General features: G+C 58.3%; 21 protein-coding genes and 1 tRNA gene. 14 read left to right on the forward strand and 8 right to left on the reverse strand.

All coding sequences use genetic code 11. The features are described 5' to 3' along the window. Window positions 1–84 precede the first annotated feature (84 nt). Window positions 85–1,383, forward strand: coding sequence for a guanine deaminase (gene guaD, locus QQG91_RS10155; protein WP_285770114.1), 1,299 nt, complete (start codon window positions 85–87; stop codon window positions 1,381–1,383). Here the strand turns inward: guaD and QQG91_RS10160 are convergent. The 4 genes from QQG91_RS10160 to QQG91_RS10175 form a co-directional block, all read right to left on the reverse strand. Continuing rightward, a complete protein-coding gene (locus QQG91_RS10160) occupies window positions 1,367–1,831 on the reverse strand; it encodes a CAP domain-containing protein (protein ID WP_285770115.1) in 465 nt (154 codons plus the stop codon). The two genes, guaD and QQG91_RS10160, sit on opposite strands and share 17 nt — an antisense overlap. A gap of 3 nt (window positions 1,832–1,834) precedes the next feature. After that, on the reverse strand, window positions 1,835–3,169 hold the full coding sequence (locus QQG91_RS10165; protein WP_285770116.1) for an 8-oxoguanine deaminase: 1,335 nt from the start codon (window positions 3,167–3,169) through the stop codon (window positions 1,835–1,837). Between the two features lie 94 nt (window positions 3,170–3,263). Continuing rightward, a complete protein-coding gene (hisN, locus tag QQG91_RS10170; protein ID WP_285770117.1) occupies window positions 3,264–4,085 on the reverse strand; it encodes a histidinol-phosphatase in 822 nt (273 codons plus the stop codon). Window positions 4,086–4,143: 58 nt separating this feature from the next. Continuing rightward, window positions 4,144–4,512 carry a helix-turn-helix domain-containing protein gene (locus tag QQG91_RS10175; protein WP_285770118.1) on the reverse strand — a complete coding sequence of 123 codons (369 nt, stop codon included), beginning with the start codon at window positions 4,510–4,512 and terminating at the stop codon, window positions 4,144–4,146. 265 nt (window positions 4,513–4,777) lie between these two features. Between QQG91_RS10175 and QQG91_RS10180 the strand changes: the two genes are divergently transcribed. Then, entirely contained in the window at window positions 4,778–5,734 is a 957-nt protein-coding gene (locus QQG91_RS10180; RefSeq protein WP_285770119.1) for an NADPH:quinone oxidoreductase family protein, read from the forward strand. Here the strand turns inward: QQG91_RS10180 and QQG91_RS10185 are convergent. After that, a complete protein-coding gene (locus QQG91_RS10185) occupies window positions 5,731–6,585 on the reverse strand; it encodes a LysR family transcriptional regulator (RefSeq protein ID WP_285770120.1) in 855 nt (284 codons plus the stop codon). The genes QQG91_RS10180 and QQG91_RS10185 overlap by 4 nt on opposite strands. A 104-nt stretch (window positions 6,586–6,689) precedes the next feature. Here QQG91_RS10185 and QQG91_RS10190 point away from each other — a divergent pair, with 104 nt between their 5' ends. The 10 genes from QQG91_RS10190 to QQG91_RS10235 all read left to right on the forward strand — a co-directional run bounded on the left by QQG91_RS10190 (window position 6,690) and on the right by QQG91_RS10235 (window position 16,181). Next, on the forward strand, window positions 6,690–6,878 hold the full coding sequence (locus QQG91_RS10190; RefSeq protein WP_285770121.1) for a DUF1127 domain-containing protein: 189 nt from the start codon (window positions 6,690–6,692) through the stop codon (window positions 6,876–6,878). Window positions 6,879–7,012: 134 nt separating this feature from the next. Continuing rightward, on the forward strand, window positions 7,013–7,750 hold the full coding sequence (locus tag QQG91_RS10195; protein WP_285770122.1) for a Bax inhibitor-1/YccA family protein: 738 nt from the start codon (window positions 7,013–7,015) through the stop codon (window positions 7,748–7,750). Window positions 7,751–7,918: 168 nt separating this feature from the next. Then, entirely contained in the window at window positions 7,919–8,593 is a 675-nt protein-coding gene (locus QQG91_RS10200) for an HAD family hydrolase (protein WP_285770123.1), read from the forward strand. Then, on the forward strand, window positions 8,590–9,570 hold the full coding sequence (locus QQG91_RS10205) for a sugar-binding transcriptional regulator (RefSeq protein ID WP_285770124.1): 981 nt from the start codon (window positions 8,590–8,592) through the stop codon (window positions 9,568–9,570). The genes QQG91_RS10200 and QQG91_RS10205 overlap by 4 nt, the downstream gene beginning before the upstream one ends. Window positions 9,571–9,792: 222 nt before the next feature. After that, the gene (locus QQG91_RS10210; RefSeq protein WP_285770125.1) at window positions 9,793–11,097 is read left to right on the forward strand and encodes an ABC transporter substrate-binding protein; all 1,305 of its coding nucleotides are present in this window, start codon (window positions 9,793–9,795) and stop codon (window positions 11,095–11,097) included. Window positions 11,098–11,215: 118 nt separating this feature from the next. Continuing rightward, window positions 11,216–12,082, forward strand: coding sequence for a carbohydrate ABC transporter permease (locus QQG91_RS10215; RefSeq protein ID WP_285770126.1), 867 nt, complete (start codon window positions 11,216–11,218; stop codon window positions 12,080–12,082). Window positions 12,083–12,094: 12 nt separating this feature from the next. Next, window positions 12,095–12,925, forward strand: a complete 831-nt coding sequence (locus QQG91_RS10220) for a carbohydrate ABC transporter permease (RefSeq protein ID WP_285770127.1) — start codon at window positions 12,095–12,097, stop codon at window positions 12,923–12,925. Between the two features lie 12 nt (window positions 12,926–12,937). Then, window positions 12,938–13,942, forward strand: coding sequence for an ABC transporter ATP-binding protein (locus QQG91_RS10225; protein ID WP_285770128.1), 1,005 nt, complete (start codon window positions 12,938–12,940; stop codon window positions 13,940–13,942). Continuing rightward, window positions 13,939–14,712, forward strand: a complete 774-nt coding sequence (locus tag QQG91_RS10230) for an L-iditol 2-dehydrogenase (RefSeq protein ID WP_285770129.1) — start codon at window positions 13,939–13,941, stop codon at window positions 14,710–14,712. The genes QQG91_RS10225 and QQG91_RS10230 overlap by 4 nt, the downstream gene beginning before the upstream one ends. Next, entirely contained in the window at window positions 14,712–16,181 is a 1,470-nt protein-coding gene (locus QQG91_RS10235) for a mannitol dehydrogenase family protein (protein ID WP_285770130.1), read from the forward strand. Before QQG91_RS10230 ends, QQG91_RS10235 begins: the two co-directional genes overlap by 1 nt. A 49-nt stretch (window positions 16,182–16,230) precedes the next feature. On the opposite strand, the gene QQG91_RS10240 is transcribed toward QQG91_RS10235, so the two are convergent. After that, window positions 16,231–16,626 (reverse strand): lysozyme inhibitor LprI family protein, encoded by a 396-nt coding sequence (locus tag QQG91_RS10240; protein WP_285770131.1) that lies wholly within the window; start codon window positions 16,624–16,626, stop codon window positions 16,231–16,233. A 134-nt stretch (window positions 16,627–16,760) separates the two neighbouring features. On the opposite strand from QQG91_RS10240, the gene QQG91_RS10245 reads away from it, so the two are divergent. Then, window positions 16,761–17,462, forward strand: a complete 702-nt coding sequence (locus QQG91_RS10245; protein ID WP_285770132.1) for a lysozyme inhibitor LprI family protein — start codon at window positions 16,761–16,763, stop codon at window positions 17,460–17,462. A 53-nt stretch (window positions 17,463–17,515) separates the two neighbouring features. Here the strand turns inward: QQG91_RS10245 and QQG91_RS10250 are convergent. Together QQG91_RS10250 and QQG91_RS10255 are read right to left on the reverse strand one after the other, a co-directional pair. Then, window positions 17,516–17,602: transfer RNA gene (locus tag QQG91_RS10250), tRNA-Leu, on the reverse strand. 60 nt (window positions 17,603–17,662) lie between these two features. After that, window positions 17,663–18,133, reverse strand: coding sequence for an Lrp/AsnC family transcriptional regulator (locus QQG91_RS10255; RefSeq protein WP_285770133.1), 471 nt, complete (start codon window positions 18,131–18,133; stop codon window positions 17,663–17,665). 117 nt (window positions 18,134–18,250) lie between these two features. On the opposite strand from QQG91_RS10255, the gene putA reads away from it, so the two are divergent. Then, a complete protein-coding gene (gene putA, locus QQG91_RS10260; protein ID WP_285770134.1) occupies window positions 18,251–21,691 on the forward strand; it encodes a bifunctional proline dehydrogenase/L-glutamate gamma-semialdehyde dehydrogenase PutA in 3,441 nt (1,146 codons plus the stop codon). Window positions 21,692–21,716 lie beyond the last annotated feature (25 nt).

The raw sequence follows: 21,716 nt of genomic DNA on the forward strand, positions 1-21,716 counted from the left end.
ATAGTGAAACGGTCCAAGCCCGCAACCGTGCGTCGGCGCAAATGTGCGATTTACGCTGCGAAGGACAAAGCTTAGTGTCACCCTATGACCAAAGATTTGCTGATCGGCCAGACCCTCCGTTTTTCGGGGTCCCCCTTTGAAATTGACTGGAGCGAGGCCGCACACTGGTCCTCGCGCGGTGGCGTTCTCGTGGAACACGGGCGCATTGTTGACATCGGCGACGCGGACGACCTACGCGCCGCCCACCCCACCGCCAAAGTGCACGACTATGGCTCGTCCTTGATCAGCGCGGGATTTGTCGATGCGCATATGCATTACCCCCAAACAGGGATCATCGCGAGCTGGGGGAAACAGCTTATCGATTGGCTGAACACCTATACGTTCCCCGAAGAGTCGCGCTTTGGCGATCTGGCTTACGCGTCTGATGTGGCGGGCCGCACGCTTGACCTTGCTCTGGCGCATGGCACGACGACCCTCACCAGCTTTTGCACAATCCATCCCGAAAGCGTCGACGCCTTCTTCACCGAAGCCGAAACCCGCAACATGGCCGTGATCGCAGGGAAAACCTGCATGGACCGCAATGCGCCCGACACGCTCCGCGACACGGCCCAAACCGCCTATGATCAAAGCAAACAGCTGCTTGAAAAATGGCACGCAAAGGGACGCGCCAACTACGCGATCACGCCCCGCTTCTCTCCGACCTCGACACCCGAGCAACTTGAAGCGCTCGGCGCTCTTTGGGCAGAGCATCCGAGCTGTTTGATGCAAACGCATCTGAGCGAACAGCTTCCCGAAATCGCTTGGGTGCAATCCTTGTTCCCGAATGCACGAGACTATCTCGACACCTACGAGGCCTTTGGTCTTTTGGGGCCACGCGGTCTTTATGGGCATTCCATCCATTTGACCGACCGCGAAAAAGCGCGACTGGCAGAGGTGGACGCCTCTCTCGTGCACTGCCCGACCTCGAACACCTTTATCGGTTCGGGTCTCTTCGACCTCATGGGGCTAAGCGCCCAAGGGCTGCGCATCGGTCTTGCCACGGACACTGGCGGCGGATCGTCCTTTTCGATGCTGCGCGTGATGGCTGCAACCTACGAGATTGCACAGCTTCGCGGTGTGGCCGTCCACCCCGCCCAACTCATCTGGCTCGCCACAGAAGGTTCAGCGCGGGCGCTGCATATGAGCGGTGAAATCGGGCATCTCGGCATTGGCGCAGCGGCGGATCTTTGCGTGATCGACCTCGCCTCGACGCCGCTGATCGCCCAGCGTTCGAGCAGAGCAGAGACGCCTTGGGACGCCCTCTTCCCGACGATCATGATGGGGGACGACCGCGCCATTGTCTCGACTTGGGTCGCGGGGCGAGAAATCAGCACGCGCCGCTGAACGTCAGAACGTAGATATCACCGTATTGCACAAAGCCGCCGCGCACGAATGATCCATTGAGATTGTTGCGGCGGTGTCCTTCTGACGCCATCCAGTCGCGCACCACCTCTGCGGTAGAGCGTTGGCCCTTGGCAATATTCTCGCCCGTCAAAAGGCCGCAATCCCCTGCAGCAAGCAAACGTCCTCTGGGGGTTTGGCCTTCGGGTGAGACATGGTCGAAGTATCCCCGCGCAGCCATATCCTTGGCATGGGCAAGGGCCGCCCGTTCAAGAGCCGCATCACGGCGCAACGGTGAAAGTCCCGCCGCGCTGCGCTCTGCATTAATCAAATCGAGCGAAAGGGCCGCCGAGCCTGCTGGCTCAGTGATCGTTTGGGGCACGACTTCACGAACCTGACTGACACAGGCCCCAAGCGCCAAAGCCGCGCAAAGAATAAAAATCGGTCGCATGAATCACTCCATCAATCCTCGGGCAAGGCGGTTCTGCCGCTCTACCAAGAGGGGAACATCAATGGATGTAATATACCCCGAAGAAACGATCTGGCGACCCTCGACAAAGAGATCCTTGACCTTGACGGGTCCGGCAAGAAGCAGGGCAGCGGGGTCCCAGCTCCCTGCGCTTTCAATCCCGCGCGTATCCCAGATGGCGATATCTGCCCGCTTGCCGACGGCAATCTGGCCGCAATCGTGACGGCCCAAGACCTCCGCACCTCCGCGCGTCGCAATCTCGAGCGCCTCGCGGGCGGACATGGCGTCGGCGCCTTTTGCGACCCGCTGGAGCAGCATGGCTTGCCGTGCCTCAAGGATAAGATTGCCAGCGTCATTGCTGGCCGATCCATCGACACCAAGGCCGACTTTGACCCCGCCGTCTCGCATCTCGCGGACAGGCGCAATCCCCGAGCCGAGTCGACAATTCGAACATGGACAATGGGCGACACCCGTCTTTGACCGCGCAAAAAGTTCAATTTCCGAACCATCAAGCTTTACGCAATGGGCGTGCCAGACATCGTCCCCAGTCCAGCCAAGCTCTTCCGCATACTGCCCCGGACGGCAGCCGAACATTGCTTGGGAATAGGCGATATCCTCGTCGTTTTCGGCAAGATGGGTGTGCAACATCACACCTTTGTCGCGGGCCAGTAGCGCCGCATCGCGCATCAGGTCACGGCTCACCGAAAAGGGAGAGCACGGCGCCAAAGCGACCCGCACCATCGCGCCTTCGCTGGCATCGTGAAAAGCATCCACCACGCGAATGGAATCTTCGAGAATTGCCTGTTCTTCCTCGACGAGACTGTCAGGCGGCAATCCGCCGTCGCTCTCCCCGATGCTCATCGCACCGCGCGTCGCATGGAACCGAAGACCCACTTCACCCGCTGCCGCAATCGTATCATCGAGCCTTGATCCGTTCGGGAACAGATAAAGGTGATCCGACGTCATCGTGCAGCCCGAAAGCGCAAGCTCGGCAAGCCCCACCTGAGCGGAGATGAACATCTCTTCGGGCCCGAAGCGCGACCAGATCGGATAGAGCGTCTGAAGCCAGCCGAAGAGAAGCGCGTCCTGCCCGCCCGGCACTGCGCGGGTGAGTGTCTGATACAAATGATGGTGCGTATTCACGAGACCGGGGGTCAGAACGCAGCCCGTGGCGTCGTGGATCTCTGCATCCTCTGCGCTGATCGTCGGCGCAACCTCGCGGATCACCCCGCCCTCGATCAGCAGGTCACCGACGAATTCGCGCCGCACGTCATCCATAGTCAGAATATACGCATTGCGGATGAGTTTTTTCTTGGACATGAGCGGCCCCTCCATCCCCTTCGGTGGACCGTTCTTGCCGCCAGAAGGGGCGAAGGACGCGGCGCGAAATTCTTACCGCGCTGCGCGCGTTATTTCAACCTTTTGGCTTGTCCGCATAGGGGGCAAGAAGCGCCAATGCCTCGGCATGGATTTGTGCGTTTGCGGCTGCAATCACCTGTCCGCCGTCCTTGGCGGACCCGCCGGACCAGCTGGTGACGATCCCCCCTGCCGCCTGAATGACCGCCATCGGCCCCTGAATGTCATAGGCCTTGAGACCCGCTTCGATCACAAGATCGACCTGACCCGTCGCAACAAGAGCGTAGGCATAACAATCCATGCCGAACCGTGTAAGCCGCGCCTTGGCGGAAACGCGTTCAAAAGCCTCGCGGTCTTTGGGAGTATTCACCTCGGGAAAAGTCGTGAAAACGATGGCTTCGGAGAGCGACCGCGCCTCGCGCGTTTTCAAGGGTGTTCGCCCCTGCGGCCCCTCTACATAGGCCTCAAAGGGGGCACCGAAGAACCGCTCGCCGATATAGGGTTGGTCGACAACACCGATGATCGGGCCCGTCGTATCCCCGACCGCGATCAGAACGCCCCAAGTCGGCGTTCCCGAAATATAGCCGCGAGTTCCGTCAATCGGATCGAGCACCCAAGTCAATCCAGTAGTGCCTGACTTGATCCCATATTCTTCGCCGAAAATTGCGTCATCAGGGCGCTCTCGCGCAAGAACATCGCGCATGGCACGCTCAGCGGCGCAGTCTGCTTCGGTCACGGGATCAAAGGCGGCGGCGTCCTTGTTGTCCGTCTCCAGCGCCTGTCTGAAATAGCGCAGTGTCTCGGGCCGCGCCGCATCGGCAAGCAAAAGGGCGACCCGCTTGAGGTCGCCCAATGTCTTTTGGTCGATTTGTTCAGCCATGCGCGCCCCCTTTGGTGTCTCACCTGCGGTAGCGCGGCACAGCCGTTGACGTCAAGCCTTAGGCCGCGTCGCTCAGCACACGTGCGAGTTCGAACAAGCGGCGACGCTGGGTTTCGGGGATCGCGTAATACGAGCGAAGCAGCTCGAGCGCTTCCTTGTCCGCGAGAATGTCGCTCGGCATGTCACTGGCCTGAGTGGGTGCGCCTTCGCTTTCGAGACCCTCGTAAAAGAAGGACACATCGACGTTGAGCGCATGTGCAATATCCCAAAGACGGGAGGCACTGACACGGTTCATACCGGTTTCATACTTCTGGATTTGCTGGAACTTGATCCCAACGGCTTCGGCAAGCTGCTGTTGAGTGGTGCCATTCATCCAGCGACGATGACGAATACGTTTACCGACGTGGACATCTACGGGATGGCTCATCGCTGTGCTCCTAGATTAAAACCTGTTCAGCTGGGCCGTTCATCCCCTAGGGCGAAAGGCGAAACCGAAGCTGAACAGAGAAAAGTTTCATTACCCTTAGTTGAAACACGTATCGGTTGCAGTCGCTAGCTTGCCTTTTGGATAGAGAAAGAGGGCATTTGCACAGCTTTGGGCTGTTTTATATATTCTAAAGTATACAGGCGAAGGTCTTGCACCGTCAGTTCAAACTCTCTCAAAATGCTGTGACCAAAGGACAAAGACCATCATGCGCGCATTCCAAGTCTTATCGACCGACACGCCCCCTTCGTTGCAGAGCATCGAAAAACCCGAGCCACAAGGCGACGAAGTCCTACTCAGGGTAGAGGCATGCGGCGTGAATTTTGCCGATCTCCTGATGTGCAAAGGCACCTATCAGGACACGCCCACGCCGCCCTTTACATTGGGCTTGGAAGTTTGCGGAACCGTCGAAGCGCTTGGCCCCGAAGCAAAGGGACTTTCAATCGGAACGAGAGTTGCCGTCTACGCAGGTCAAGGCGGAATGGCGGACTATGCCGTCTATCCCGCGGCGCTGTGCCGCCCCGTGCCAGCCTCCATGACCTCGGAAGAAGCGGCGGGGTTCATGATCGCTTATGGAACCTCGCACCTTGCCCTCAAGCGACGGGCACGTCTGCAAACGGGGGAAACGCTGCTCGTTCTGGGCGCTGCAGGCGGTGTGGGTCTCACTGCGGTTGAAATCGGCAAGCTCATGGGGGCGCGTGTCATCGCAGTGGCCAGAGGTGCGGAAAAGCTCGAGATTGCACGCCAAGCAGGCGCTGACATTCTGATCGACGCGGGCGCCGATCTCGCCCAAGAGTTACGCAATCTCGGCGGCGTCGATGTGGTTTATGATGCCGTCGGTGGGGATGCCTTCAAACAGGTACTCAAAGCCTGTAACCGCGAAGCGCGCTATCTCGTTATCGGTTTTGCAAGTGGCGAGGTCCCGCAAATCCCTGCAAACCATTTGCTGGTGAAGAACATCGATGTGATCGGGTTCTACTGGGGTGGATACCTCAAATTCGCGCCCGATGCTCTCTTTGACTCGCTCGCCGAATTGATGGACTGGCACGCAAAAGGCCAGCTCAAGCCGCATATCAGCCATGTTATCCCGCTGGATCGCGCTGAAGAGGCGCTCGAGCTCCTTCGGTCGCGTCGATCCACGGGCAAAGTCGTGGTCAAACCCTAGCCCGCATCGAAAGCGTCCCGCACCATTCCGGCCAGTTCCAGAACCGGCAGACGCTCTTCGTCTCGCCTCAGATACATGTGAATGCCGAGGCTCGACAGGGTCGGAAGGGCGCCGCCGTGGTCGATGATCTCGAAATAGGGCGGACAGGTGCCTTCGAGCAGAGCATGCACCGCAAGATCGGCACTGACCGCCGCTTCAACGCTGCGCGAGGACTCAGCATCCACCGACAAGTCCCATGGAATACCCGCTGCATCGAGCCTACGCACGATTTCCGGTCGAAACATGCAGCGGGTCTCGAATGCCATCGGCAAAGGCCGTTTGCGCCACGCTGTCCCGTTCGGAGCCCCGACCCAGATCAAGGGCTTTTCCGCAAGCGGCTCTGCGCCGTTATCGGGCTCTGGCTCTGTCGTCAGGATCAGATCGATCTCCCCCTTGGCGTATTGCTCCTTCAACGTCCGTGTAAACGACGACAGAAGCTGCACCTTCATCCGGGGAAAAGCAGCACTGAAGGCGCGGAGCACCTCGGGAATTGTCGGATAGACGATGTCGTGCGGCACCCCGAGAATGATCTCGCCTTCATATTCGGTGGCAAGCAGGCGACCGAGCACCTCGTCATTCAGTGACAGCATCTTGCGTGCGTAGCCCGCCAGTTGGTGTCCAGAGGCGGTCAGCTCGACAGAACGCCCGTTTTTCTCGATCAGGGTCAGCCCGAGACTGTCTTCCAGACGCTTGATCTGCATCGATACGGCGGACTGGGTCAGATGCACGCGATTTGCGGCTTTGGTCACCCCTCCGGTGTCCGAGATCGCGACCAGTGAACGAAGCGCTGTTAGATCAAGGTTTCTCAACATATCAAGTTCTGTGATCTGAGGTTTAATTATATCTCATTTCATTATTCATCCAGGACGTGTGAGTTTCAAGACATTCCTAATTCAGACATGAAAGGCACAGTCGGATGGCACTTCTCGAAATCATACCCGCCCACTTCTCGTTCCGCCGCGCAATCGCGCTTTACATGCAACGTCGTGCGCTCAGGACTTTACCCGATGAGCGCTTGCGCGACATTGGTCGCAGCCGTTCCGAGGTAGAGCGCGAGGCCAAACGGCCCGTTTGGGATGCTCCCGAGCACTGGTATTCCTCCTAAGTCACAGTTTCGTGCGAAAAGTAGTGTTTCTGGCCTTCAACCACTTGAAACGGCAAATCAACTTGCCAATATTTGAGCCAAGGGTCCCGCGCAGCCACGCGGTCCGCTCACTTGTTCAACCATGGAGGAAATCAATGGCTGACTTTCGCACGATGCGCGCTGCGAGCGGTGTTCGCACAGCTGCCATCGACGCGGGCCTTCGCGCCCACATGAATAAAGTCTACGGCACCATGTCGATCGGCATGTTGCTCACCTTTGCAGTAGCTTGGGCCGTCGGCTCGAACCCTGCACTTCTGTCGATCTTCCGCGATCCTATGACGCTCAAGCCGAATATCCTCGGCTACATCGTCATGTTCGCACCGCTCGGCATGGTGTTCGGTTTTGGCGCTGCGATCAACCGTCTCTCGGCCGCTGGCGCACAGTTGTTCTTCTGGACCTTCGCAGCCGTCATGGGCCTGTCGATGTCTTGGATCTTCGTGGCCTTCACCGGCTTCTCGATCGCGAACGTGTTCCTCGTGACCTCGATCGCATTCGCAAGCCTCTCGCTCTACGGCTATACCACGAAGAAAGACATTTCGGGCTGGGGTTCGTTCCTGATCATGGGCGTTGTCGGCATCCTGATCGCCTCGCTCATCAACATCTTTGTCGGCTCGGCCGCGATCCACTTTGCGATCACGATCCTTGGCGTTCTGATCTTTGCGGGCCTGACCGCATATGACACCCAGAACATCAAGAACACCTATGTTGCGCATGCCGCACATGGGGATCAGGAGTGGCTTGGCAAGGCCGCCATCATGGGCGCGCTGAACCTCTATCTCGACTTTATCAACATGTTCATGTTCCTGCTCCAGCTTTTGGGCAATCGCGAATAAGAACGGTTGAAACCGATTGAATTGCCCCGCCAAGGCTCTGCTTTGGCGGGGTTTTCTTTTGCCGACTGTTTCACCGATAAAGAACAAAACGTCACATGATAGCGGTAACGGCTTTTCCCGAAACGCGCCGCATGCTACCCCAACGGAAATTCACCGCACGAGTGGCATATGTTGGACCTTGTGATCTTTGACTGTGATGGCGTCCTTGTGGACAGCGAAATTCTCAGTGCCGATACTCTCATTCATGAATTAAAGCTGATCAGCATTGAAATCGACCGCGATTACGTGCGCACGCATTGCCTTGGCCGCAGCTTCCCTACGGTCGCAAAATCGCTGGCCAAGAACTTCGACACGGTTCTGCCTGCGGACTTCGAACAGCGATATCGGGCCAACCTTCTTGCTCGGTTCGAGACAGAGCTTCGCGTGACCGATGGGATATTCGACGCGATCAAGGCGACACAGGCTGCGGGTTTGAAGACCTGCGTGGCCACCTCTTCAAGCCCGCCTCGGGTTGCACGCACTCTGGGTGTGACAGGTCTTGCGCCCTTTTTCGGGGCAAACGTCTTTACGGCAAGTCAGGTAGAGCACGGCAAACCCGCCCCTGATCTCTTTCTCTTTGCCGCCAAGCAAATGGGTGCCCTGCCCTCCCGCACACTGGTGATCGAAGACAGCCTGCCCGGTCTTGAAGCAGGTTCGGCCGCGCAAATGCACGTGCTTGCCTATGCAGGCGCCAGTCACCTCAAGGGACTACGCCTTGCTCAACCATCGCATGTCAGATCCTTTGACAAATGGGAGGATTTCCCGCACCTGTTAAACGAATTCTCGAACGGGGACCACGCGTGAGCAACGGACGTTTTACACCTGAAACCACAAGGCTTGATGACGCCGCGCGCGCGGGTTGGCTCTATTATGTCGCCGGCAATACGCAGGACGAAATCGCTCGCAAGCTCGGGGTTTCGCGGCAATCGGCCCAACGTTTGGTCGCCATGGCGGTGAGCGAAAAGCTCGTAAAGGTGCGTCTCGATCACCCGATCGGTCGATGCATGGACCTTGCCGGCGCGCTCAAAGAGACGTTCGGGCTCCAATATTGCGAGGTCGTGCCCTCTGATCCGGATGCACCCAACCTCACCACAGGCGTAGCCATTGCCGCCGCAGCAGAGCTGGAACGGGCACTAAAAACCGACGAAGAGCGGATCATCGCCATGGGCACAGGCCGTGCACTCAAATCGACGGTGGAGCAACTTCCGCGGATGAACTGCCCCCAGCACCGGATCGTCTCTCGTCTTGGAAACATGATGAGTGACGGATCGGCGACCCCTTACAACGCTACGATCCAGTTGGCCGAACGTATCGGCGCGAAACAATATCCCTATCCGCTTCCTGTTCTCGCACAGACGAGCGACGAGGTTCAGGTGCTCCACGCCCAAGAGTCCATGCGCAACACGCTTTCGCTTTGCGCACGAGCAGATCTCACACTCGTCGGTATCGGCAACATCGGAGCAACCGCGCCCGTCTATCAGGACGGCTTCCTAAGCGAAAAAGAACTCACCGAACTCGAAGCACGCGGCGCGGCGGGCGAGATCACGAGCTGGATTTACGACGACAACGGCGAATTGATGGATTGCAATTTCAACAGCCGCGTGGCCTCTGCGCGGCTGAACGCGGCAGGGGATCGGCGCATGATTGCGGTTGCCGTAGGCAAGCAAAAAGCACGCGCGATTCTGGCAGCTTTGCGCGGAAAACTGGTCAACGGATTGATCACCGCAGAGCTTACCGCACAGACGATTCTCGAACTGAACGAGGCACGGAATCGAGGCTAACTTCCTCCCGAACACCCAATTGCTGCGCCGCAGCACAAGCAAAGGCCCGACGAAAATGTCGGGCCTTTTGGTTTTTGAATCTAAACAACCAATTGCAAAACAATAACTTTTCTGGATGACGCAGCGCAGCGGAGGACAGGGATTGACAACTTTGCGCAGCTATAGTGAATATATGCCCACTGACTTAGCAATTGCCCACAAACGGGCAAATGGGAGGAAACCATGAAAAAGACAGTTCGCGCTCTTCTGGGCGCATCCGCTCTGTGCTCGGTAGCTCTTGCTGCCAACGCCGAGACACTGACCATTGCCACCGTGAACAACGGCGACATGATCCGCATGCAGGGCCTGACCGAAGATTTCACCGCAAAGACCGGCCACACCGTCGAGTGGGTTACGCTTGAAGAAAACGTTCTGCGTCAGCGCGTCACCACCGACATCTCGACCAAGGGCGGCGCTTTCGACATCATGACCATCGGCATGTATGAAACGCCGATCTGGGGCGCAAACGGCTGGCTCGTCCCGCTGGATGATCTCTCCGAGGAATACAACGTCGCAGACATCCTGCCCGCTATGGCTGGCGGCCTGTCGCACGAAGGCACCCTCTATGCCGCACCGTTCTACGGTGAATCGTCGATGATCATGTATCGCACCGACCTGATGGAAAAAGCCGGCCTCGAAATGCCCGCCGCTCCGACCTGGTCCTTCATTCGTGAAGCAGCGGCTGCAATGACCGACCGCGAAAACGAAATCAACGGCATCTGCCTTCGCGGCAAAGCCGGTTGGGGTGAAGGTGGTGCTTTCATCACCGCGATGTCCAACTCGTTCGGCGCACGCTGGTTCGACATGGAGTGGAACGCCCAGTTCGACACCAAGCCGTGGAAAGACACCCTCGAGTTCTTCGTCGGCATGATGAACGAATCCGGCCCCGCAGGCTATGCCACCAACGGCTTCAACGAGAACCTCTCGCTGTTCCAGCAGGGCAAGTGCGGCATGTGGATCGACGCCACCGTTGCAGCGTCCTTCGTGACCAACCCCAACGACTCGACCGTTGCTGACTCCGTCGGCTTTGCTCTTGCACCCGACAACGGTCTTGGCAAGCGTTCGAACTGGCTCTGGGCATGGGCACTCGCCATCCCCGCAGGCACCCAGAAAGAAGCTGCTGCCAAGCAGTTCATCGAATGGGCAACCTCGACCGACTACATCGAACTCGTTGCTTCGAAAGAAGGTTGGGCAAACGTTCCCCCGGGTGCACGCACCTCGCTCTACGAGAACCCCGAATACATGAAGGTTCCGTTCGCGCAGATGACCCTCGACTCGATCCTTTCGGCTAACCCGAACGACTCGACCGTTGAGCCCTCGCCCTACGTCGGCGTTCAGTTCGCAGCAATTCCCGAATTCGCTGGCATTGCCACCGAAGTCAGCCAGGAATTCTCGGCCGTCTACGCCGGTCAGCAGTCGATTGATGAAGCTCTTGCCAAGGCACAGGCCATCACCAACGACGCAATGGAAGCTGCCGGTTACCGCTAAGCTCCTCCCGATCAAAGGGCGGCCCCAGGGTCGCCCTTTGGCACCACTGCATTTTGCTCCAAAAAATCGCTCAATTTGTTAGGGTGGTGTCTCCGCTGCCAACAGAGGAATTGCGTCCATGGCAACACAACACTCCAGATCAGCAGCGCGCATCATGATGGCCCCCGCCGTCGTTTTGCTTTTGGGATGGATGCTCGTCCCGCTGATCATGACCCTTTACTTTTCGTTCAAGAAGTATCTGCCGCTTCGTGGCGGCGACCTTGGATGGGTCGGCTTCGACAACTACGTCAGCTTCGTCACCAGCAGTTCCTTCTGGCCGAGCGTTTACACCACTTTGATCATCGTCGGCGGCGTTCTTGCCATCACGGTTGTTTTGGGTGTGCTCCTCGCCTTGCTTCTCGACCGCCCGATGTGGGGCCAAGGGATCGTGCGTATCCTTGTGATTGCGCCGTTCTTTGTGATGCCGACCGTTTCGGCGCTAGTCTGGAAGAACATGTTCATGGACCCGATCAACGGTCTCTTCGCGCACCTCTGGAAGGCTTTCGGCGCACAGCCCGTCGAATGGATGTCCCAGGCCTCGCTGACCTCGATCATCATCATTGTCAGCTGGCAATGGCTCCCCTTTGCGACGCTGATCCTTCTGACCGCGATCCAGTCGCTTGACGGCGAGCAGCTCGAGGCTTCTGAGATGGATGGCGCGCCTGCGCTCAAGCGATTCTGGTATATCATCCTTCCGCATCTGAGCCGCGCGATCACCGTCGTGATCCTGATCCAGACGATTTTCCTTCTGTCGGTCTTTGCGGAGATTTTCGTGACCACCGGCGGTGCATTCGGCACCAAGACACTCTCCTACCTGATCTTCCAGCGTGTTCTGGAGAGCCAGAACATCGGCCTTGGATCTGCGGGCGGCGTCTATGCCATCATCCTTGCCAACATCGTTGCGATCTTCCTGATGCGCATCGTCGGCAAAAATCTCGATAACTAAGGGGGAACGATCATGGCTCGCGCTGTTACCAACCGCACCAAAGCGATCAACACCGCCCTCGCATGGGCTGTCGGTCTCCTGATCTTTTTCCCGATCCTGTGGACCATTCTCACCAGCTTCAAGACCGAGGGCGAGGCGATCGCCTCCCCCCCCGTCTTTCTCTTCTTTGACTGGACGCTGGAGAATTATTCCATCGTTCAGGAACGCTCGGACTACATGCGCTTTTTGACCAACTCGGTGATCATCGCCTGTGGTTCCACTCTCTTGGGGATCATCATCGCGGTTCCCGCCGCGTGGTCGATGGCCTTCGTGCCGTCCAAGCGCACCAAGGACATCCTGATGTGGATGCTCTCGACCAAGATGCTTCCGGCAGTGGGCGTTCTCTACCCGATCTATCTGATGTTCATCAAACTCGGCCTTCTCGACAGCCGCCTCGGCCTTGTGGTCGTCCTGATGCTCATCAACCTGCCGATCATCATCTGGATGCTCTACACCTACTTCAAGGAAATCCCCGGCGAGATCCTCGAAGCGGCCCGTATGGACGGAGCGTCCTTGCGCGAAGAGATCATCTATATCCTCACTCCGATGGCCGTGCCCGGCATTGCTTCGACAATCCTGCTCAACATCATTCTGGCATGGAACGAAGCCTTCTGGACGCTCAATCTCACGGCCGCAAAGGCAGCTCCTCTGACCGCCTTTATCGCCAGCTACTCAAGCCCCGAGGGCCTCTTTTACGCCAAGCTCTCGGCCGCCTCGACGATGGCAATCGCTCCGATCCTCATCATGGGTTGGTTCAGCCAGAAACAACTTGTCCGCGGCCTCACCTTTGGCGCAGTGAAATAAGGAAAGACTGAAATGGGACGCATTACTCTTGATAAGGTGGCCAAGCGCTTCGGCGATGTAGAAGTCATCCCTCCCCTTGATCTGACTATCGAAGACGGCGAGTTCGTTGTCTTTGTCGGCCCTTCGGGTTGCGGTAAATCCACCCTTCTGCGGCTTATTGCGGGCCTTGAGGATGTCTCGGGCGGCCAGATCCGCATCGACAGCAAGGATGCAACCGATCTGCCCCCCGCCAAGCGCGGCCTTGCCATGGTGTTCCAGTCCTATGCGCTCTACCCGCATATGTCGGTGCGCAAGAACATCGCCTTCCCGCTCAAGATGGCAAAGATGGATCAGGCCGAGATCGAAAAGCGCGTCGAGAATGCCGCTTCGGTCCTGAACCTGACCAACTACCTTGACCGTCGTCCGGGCCAGCTTTCGGGCGGCCAGCGCCAGCGCGTCGCAATCGGCCGCGCGATCGTGCGCGAGCCTTCGGCCTTCCTCTTCGACGAACCGCTCTCGAACCTCGACGCGGCGCTTCGCGTCGGCATGCGCATGGAAATTTCCGAGCTTCACAAGAAACTCGCGACAACCATGATCTATGTGACCCACGATCAGGTCGAAGCCATGACCATGGCCGACAAGATCGTCGTTCTTCAGGCAGGTGTGATCGAACAGGTGGGTAGCCCGCTCGAACTCTACCGTGCGCCGCGCAACAAATTCGTTGCCGGCTTCATCGGCTCGCCCAAGATGAACTTTATCGAAGGGGAACTGGCCAAGAAGCACGGCGCAGAAACCATCGGTATCCGCCCCGAGCATATCGCTGCCTCTGCCACCGATGGTGCGTGGAAGGGCGTGGTCGGCGTCTCCGAGCACCTTGGATCGGACACCTTCCTCCACGTGCATGGAACAGGTCTTGCCGACACCATCACCGTGCGCGTGGGCGGCGAGTTCGACCTTCATCACGGCGACACGGTTTATCTGACGCCTGAAGAGGACAAGATCCACCGCTTCGACGCAAAAGGACTTCGCATCGAATGACCCGACTGAGCGGCAAAACGGCGCTGATCACAGGCGCGGCACGCGGGATCGGACTCGCCTTCGCCAAGGCCTATGTGGCCGAAGGCGCGCGGGTTGCGATTGCCGACATCAATCTCGAGGCGGCAGAGCGTGCCGCCGCCGAGATCGGCCAAGCGGCGATGGCTGTGCATTGTGATGTCACGAACAAGGCAAGCATCGAACAGGCCGTCGCCCAAGTCGAAAGCACCTTTGGCGGCATTGATATTCTCGTCAACAACGCCGCCCTCTTTACCGCCGCGCCGATCGTCGAGATTTCGGAAGCCGATTATCACAAGATCTTCGGCGTCAATGTCTACGGAACGCTTTTCATGCTTCAGGCTGTGGCCAAGAGCATGATCGCGCGCGGCAAGGGCGGGAAGATCATCAATATGGCGTCTCAGGCGGGTCGTCGCGGTGAAAGCCTTGTCGCGGTCTATTGTGCGACCAAGGCCGCCGTCATCAGCCTCACCCAATCTGCGGGCCTGAACCTAATCAAACACGGCATCAATGTGAATGCGATCGCACCGGGTGTGGTCGACGGTGAACATTGGGACGGCGTGGACAGCTTTTTCGCAAAATACGAAGGCCTCGCCCCCGGCGAGAAGAAACTACAGGTGGGACTCTCGGTGCCCTACGGCCGTATGGGCCGCCCCGAGGATCTCACTGGAATGGCAATTTTCCTAGCAAGCAAAGACGCCGATTACGTGGTCGCCCAGACCTATAACGTGGACGGCGGGAATTGGATGAGCTGATGGCACAGAAACTGAACTCTGCCCTTTTGGACAAACTCCCCGAAACCATCGGTGTGCCGACCTATGATCGTAGCGCTCTGACGGCGTCGATCCTCCATGTCGGGGTCGGAAACTTCCATCGCGCCCATATGGCTGTCTATCTCGACAAGCTCTTTGCCCTTGGCGAAAGCCATGATTGGGCCATCTGCGGCGCAGGCGTGCGCGGCGGGGATGCAGTGATGCGCGAACGCCTGATGGAGCAGGATCTGTTGACCACTGTGGTCGAACTTGACCCCTCTGGCCTCACGGCGCGCGTCACGGGTTCGATGACCGAATTCCTGCCAGTCGATCCGAACGCGCTCATCGAGCGCATGGCCTCTCCCGTGACAAAGATCGTCTCAACGACGATCACCGAAGGCGGTTATTACGTAAACGCTCTCACCAACGGATTTGATGCGGCACATCCCGATATGGTCGCGGATGCTGCACATGCGGACGCCCCCAAAACCGTTTTCGGGATGGTGATCAAAGCGCTGCGCCTTCGTCGGAATAACGGGCTCGAACCGTTTACCTTCATGTCCTGCGACAACCTTCCTGAAAACGGGCATGTAGCGAAACAGACGGTTGTCGGCCTCGCCCGCTTGTCGGACCCCGCTTTCGCGGACTGGATCGCTGCGAATGTCGCTTTCCCCAATTCCATGGTGGACTGCATCACGCCCGCAACTTCGGACCGCGAACGCGAGATGGTCAAAGACAAATTCGGGATCGTCGATACGGCGCCCGTCGCCTGCGAGCCGTTCCGTCAATGGGTGCTTGAAGACAACTTCCCGACGGGCCGCCCTGCCCTTGAAAAGGTCGGTGCCGAATTCGTCGCGGATGTCGCGAAATACGAGCTTATGAAGCTACGCATTCTCAATGGTGGCCACGCCGCGATTGCCTATCCATCCGCCCTCATCGGTCATCACTTTGTGCACGACGCGATGGCGGACCCGCTGATCCGCGATTGGCTCGACACGCTGGAGCGCCGCGAAATCATGCCGACGCTCGAACCGATCGAGGGCGTCGATTATGATGCCTATCGCGAAAAGATCATCGAGCGCTTCTCGAACCCAGAGGTAGGCGACACGATTCCGCGCCTTTGCCTTGACGGCTCGAACCGCCAGCCGAAGTTCATTCTCCCCACGGCACGCGATGCGCTGGCCAAGGGGCTCGCCGTCGAGGGTCTTGCTCTCGAAGTTGCGCTCTGGTGCCGCTATTGCGCAGGCACCGACGAGGCAGGCAATGCAATTGCGCCGAATGACGACAATCACGAAGAACTCAAGCGTCGCGCCCTTGAAGCCAAAGAGCGCCCGAGCGCCTTCCTTGAGAACAAGTCGGTTTTCGGTGACCTTGCCGAAAACACGGTCTTTGCCGATGCCTTTGCCGAAAAGATCACCGCGCTTTGGGCGGATGGTGTGAAAAAGGTCCTCTCCGACTATATCGGAGCCTAAATCAAAAAGGCGGCCCACAAGGCCGCCTTTTCCGTTCTGGGACAGTTACTTACTGAACCAAAGACAAAAGCGTTTCGATGCGTTCTCGACCCAGTTCCACGCGGCAGGAGGCAATTCCGATGCCCGTGCCCGAACCACCGCCGAATGTTGCTCCGACATAGTCGCAATGACTATCCCTGAAAGCCAACCAAGCCGCTTGCGACGCTTCGAGCGCTGGGGCCGCCTCTTCTCGTTCAGTGGCATCATCAAGTGCCTTGGCGGACTCCATCGCAAAACCAAGCGCGACCTCGAGCGTTTGATCCACAGTGGCCAACATCTCGTTCACGCAGGCCCCGATCTCGACTTGGCTGGACGCATTCATGCTGCATTCGAACGAGGCGTCGGCCAGCACCGCCGTTGGCCCGACCATGCATCCGGCGACAAAACCCAAAAGACCCTTACGCATCGCATAACCCTTTCAAAACTCTACGCAGTCCAGTCTATCCTGCGCGGAAAGGTTTCATAGTCATAGAAATGCTTTCCCATCGCAAAAAATTTGGGACAGACTTCCACACGCGTATCGGTTTGATTGGAGTGCCCATGTCCCTCGTCTCTGTCCAAAAGACTTCGATTATGATCATGTGCTGCCTTGCTTCATCCGTATCGGCAGCAAGCTTTGATTGCGGCAAAGCTTCGACACCCACCGAAACGACGATCTGTTACGATGCCGAACTCTCTGCGATGGACGATCTTATGGGGGAAACCTACAAACGTTCGTTCGAGACCGCCGGATGGATGACAGGGACCCAGATCAAGGAAAGCCAGAAAGAATGGCTCTCCTTGCGGAACGCCTGTGGTGATGATCCCGACTGCATCTATGGCGCTTATGCCGACAGGATCAGCGCGCTTGCCGAAAGCGTCGCCAAATTCGATGCACAGACCTCTGAAACCTCTTTCATCTATTTGGGTGAGCCGACCGGCGGAACCTGTAGCGAAGGCACCCTCAGCGACTTTGGACAATGCGTCGAATTCTTCCCGGGCGGTGCAAGCTTTCGAGGTTTCGGCACTTTGGGGAAAATGGCCTTTTCCTATTTCTACGTTGGAGCGAACGGGCACATGTGCTCTGCCAGTGGCGTCGCCCGAAAGAACGGAACCACTTGGGACTATGTCGATGCGGACTCGGCCTGTCGCCTCTCGATAGAAATCGGTGCGGACGGCATCGCGCTCAACCCGACAGAAGACTGTAATTATTACTGTGGAATGCGCGCGCAGGGCGCAATGAGCGAAGTCATCAAGTTCTAGACAGGGCGGCCCGCCCTTTGGAGGGAGCGGCACACACCGAAAGTCGGGAACCATGGTGCGGGCGGTGGGACTCGAACCCACACGGGGCTACGCCCCAACAGATTTTAAGTCTGGTATGTCTACCATTCCATCACGCCCGCGCCGATGGTGCGTTCTCCATACTCGCCCTTGTGAAGCAGGGCAATTACCTTGGCGCATTTTTAGCCAAGTGCAGCGGCTGAAAGGTTTTCTTCCTTGACCGCCTGCATTGCCACATAGGTCGACGTATGTGCCACGTTCGGAAGTAGCGAGATTTTCTCGGCCAAAACGGTGCGATACCCCTGCATGCCCGAGGTTCTAACCTTCAGGAGATAGTCGAAAGATCCCGCGATCATGTGGCATTGCTCGATCTCGGGGATGCGCAAGCAGGCCTCGTTAAAGGCGGAAAGCGCTTTTTCACGGGTATCGCTGAGGCGCACCTCTACAAAGGCGACATGATCCCGACCAAGCCGGATCGGATCGAAAAGCGCACGATACCCGCGAATGACCCCTGTCTCTTCCAGCCGCTTTAACCGCGCCTGCGTCGGCGATTTGGACAGACCGATGCGCTGCGCAAGCTCTGTCACCGAAATGCGTCCTTCGACGGCAACGACATCGAGAATCTTGCGATCAAAGAGATCTAGGTTCTCCATCCACTTTTCCTGCCAATAATTACAAATTCAGACGAACGACATAGCACAACGGTCAACATTAGGCAATTTGACTGCAAATCCAACGATATTCTAGGTCAAATGCTCTTGGAGTTTCCCATGCCCCGCGATTTTGCCTCTGATCTCTGCTCGAAAATCGACAGCCACACCTATGCCCCGCAAGATAAGACGCTCGAGCGTCTCATCAAGGAGGCCGCCCTTTCGCAATCCGCCCGTGACGCGATCGTCGCCCATGCCGCCTCTCTGGTGCGCAGCATCCGCGAGACGAGTGATCCCGGTCTGATGGAGATTTTTCTGGCCGAATACGGGCTCTCGACCGACGAGGGAATTGCTTTGATGTGTCTGGCGGAAGCGCTCTTGCGGGTGCCAGACGCAGAGACCATCGACGCTTTGATCGAAGACAAGATCGCGCCGTCGGACTGGAGCCGCCATCTGGGACATTCCGCCTCGCCGCTGGTGAATGCTTCGACATGGGCGCTGCTTCTGACAGGCCGCGTGTTGGACGAGGGCAAGCCCGGCATCTCCAAGACGCTGCGCGGCGCGATCAAGCGGTTGGGCGAGCCTGTGATCCGTTCCGCGGTTGCCCGCGCGATGCGCGAGATGGGGCGCCAGTTTGTGCTTGGTGAAACCATCGAAAAGGCAATGCAACGCGCGGACCGGATGCAAGCAAAAGGGTTCACCTACTCTTATGATATGCTCGGAGAGGCCGCGCGCACCGACAAAGACGCGCGCACCTATCAACTTGCCTATTCGCGTGCAATTTCAACGATCGCGGCCCATTGCAAAAGCGACAAGGTGCGCGAAAATCCGGGCATTTCCGTAAAGCTCTCCGCCCTCCATCCGCGTTACGAGATCGCCCAGCGTGATCGCGTGATGACCGAGCTGGTCCCCCGCGTGCGCGCTCTTGCCCAACTCGCCCGCGCGGCAGGCATGGGGTTCAACATCGACGCAGAGGAAGCGGATCGATTGAGTCTCTCGCTTGAGGTGATCGAGGAAGTGCTCAGCGATCCCTCCCTCAAAGGATGGGAAGGCTTCGGGGTCGTGGTTCAGGCCTATGGCCAGCGGGCGGGACACGCGATTGATTGGCTGTATGATCTGGCCCAACGACTGGATCGCAAGATCATGATCCGTCTGGTCAAAGGGGCCTATTGGGACGCCGAGATCAAGCGCGCGCAAGTCGAAGGGATGAGCGGCTTTCCCGTCTTTACGAACAAGGCCGCAACCGACGTCAGCTATATCGCGAATGCCCGCAAGCTCCTGAGCCTCACCGATCGCATCTATCCCCAGTTCGCGACCCACAACGCCCATACCGTGGCCGCTGTTCTTCGACTGGCTCAGGAAGAAAACGTCGCCAAGGATCGTTTCGAGTTCCAGCGCCTGCACGGCATGGGCGAGACGCTTCATACCCTCGTTCTGGACGCGGAAAAGACCGCTTGCCGCATCTATGCCCCTGTGGGTGCACATGAGGACCTTCTGGCCTATCTCGTGCGGCGACTGCTGGAAAACGGCGCGAACTCTTCCTTTGTCAATCAGATCGTCGATACATCGGTCCCTGCCGAAGTCGTTGCGGCCTGCCCTTTTGAAAAGCTTGCGAACGGGCATCCGATCGTCACAGGGGACGCTCTGTTCGCACCCGAGCGACAGAACTCCAAAGGCTGGGACATCACGCATCAACCGACGCTCGACACCATTTTGAGCGAAAGAGCCAAATTCGAGACGGTGGCCTTTACCGCTTCGCCGATCTTGGCTGCCGGCACGAGCGGCGGCGTGTCTTCACCCGTGGTCAACCCCGCAACGGGCGCAACCATCGGCACCGTCATGGCCGCAACTGCCCAAGACTGTGTGCGTGCGCATCAGGATGCAAAAGTCTGGGACGCCCCTCTTGCCGAGAGACAGACGATCCTGAACCGCGCCGCCGATCTTTACGAAGCCAACGCGGCAAAGCTTTTTGCCCTTTTGGCGCGTGAAGCCGGCAAGACCCTAGCCGACGCGGTGGGTGAATTGCGTGAAGCTGTTGATTTCTTGCGGTATTACGCCGCCGGTATTCCCCAAGGCAAAGCAAGGGGCACATGGGTTTGCATCTCGCCGTGGAACTTCCCCCTTGCGATTTTCACGGGACAAATCGCAGCGGCCCTCGCGACGGGGAACGCGGTTCTGGCCAAGCCTGCGGGCCAGACGCCATTGATTGCCTTTGAAGCTGTGAGGCTGCTTCTGGAAGCAGGCGTTCCTGCGACCGCTCTCCAATTGCTCCCCGGCGAAGGCGAAATCGGTGCAGCGCTCGTGTCCAACCCGAACGTCAAAGGCGTCGCCTTTACGGGTTCGACGGCAACCGCTCTGAAAATCCGCGCAAGCATGGCCGAACACTGCGAGGCAGGCACGCCTCTCATCGCCGAAACAGGCGGGCTCAACGCGATGATCGTGGATTCGACGGCGCTGCCAGAACATGCCGTGCGGGATGTTCTTTTGTCTTCGTTCCGCTCGGCAGGGCAAAGATGCTCGGCCCTGCGCTGCCTCTATGTGCAAGAGGATATCGCGCCCAAACTGATGAACATGCTCAAGGGTGCGATGGATGAACTGCGCCTTGGCGACCCACTCCAATTGTCGACCGATGTCGGCCCCGTGATCGATGCCCAAGCCCGAGACGGGATCGCCGCGCATATCGCGACCGCCCAAGCCGAAGGCCGCGTTCTGCATCAGATCGCATCCCCTGCCCAAGGCACATTCATTGCCCCCACGGTGATCAAGGTCGGAGGCATCGGTGACCTCGAACGCGAGATTTTCGGCCCCGTCCTCCATGTGGCGACCTTCAAGGCCGACGAGATCGACCAAGTGATCGTGGCCATCAACGCAAGCGGATATGGTCTTACCTTCGGGCTTCACACCCGCATCGATAGCCGCGTGGAGGAAATCGTCGGCAAAGTCACATGCGGGAACATCTATGTGAACCGCAACCAGATCGGTGCAGTTGTCGGAAGCCAACCCTTTGGGGGAGAAGGTCTTTCGGGCACCGGCCCCAAAGCAGGCGGGCCGCATTATCTGGGGCGTTTCATTGCGCCCGATCCTGTCACACTAACGGGCGGATGGCGCGTTGACGCCTCTGTGACCGAAGTGGAACATGCGCTCCAGAACCTATCGACCCCCACTTCGATCCGCACGACCAGCCTCCCCGGCCCCACGGGCGAGTCAAACCGTCTGAGCGAGGTTCCACGCACGGGTGTTCTCTGCCTTGGTCCTACTGAGGAAACAGTCGCAAAACAAGTCGCAGCGGTCAAAGCACTCGGCGGACTGGCGGTTGCGGCGAAGGGCATGATCGCGCCCGAGCGTCTTTCAGAACTCAAGGGGCTTGGCGCGGTTCTCTGGTGGGGGGATGATCAATCGGCCAAGAAAATCGAAGCTGCCCTTGCCCGTCGGAACGGTCCCATCGTTCCCCTCATCCGCGCACTGCCCGACGCCGCCCATGTGCTCAACGAACGGCACACCTGTATCGACACAACAGCAGCAGGCGGAAACGCTGCGCTTCTTGCAGAAGTGAGCCAATAGCCTAGACCCATGGCGTCAGAGTGCT

Source organism: Marivivens sp. LCG002 (assembly GCF_030264275.1).
Taxonomy (GTDB): Bacteria; Pseudomonadota; Alphaproteobacteria; order Rhodobacterales; family Rhodobacteraceae; genus Marivivens.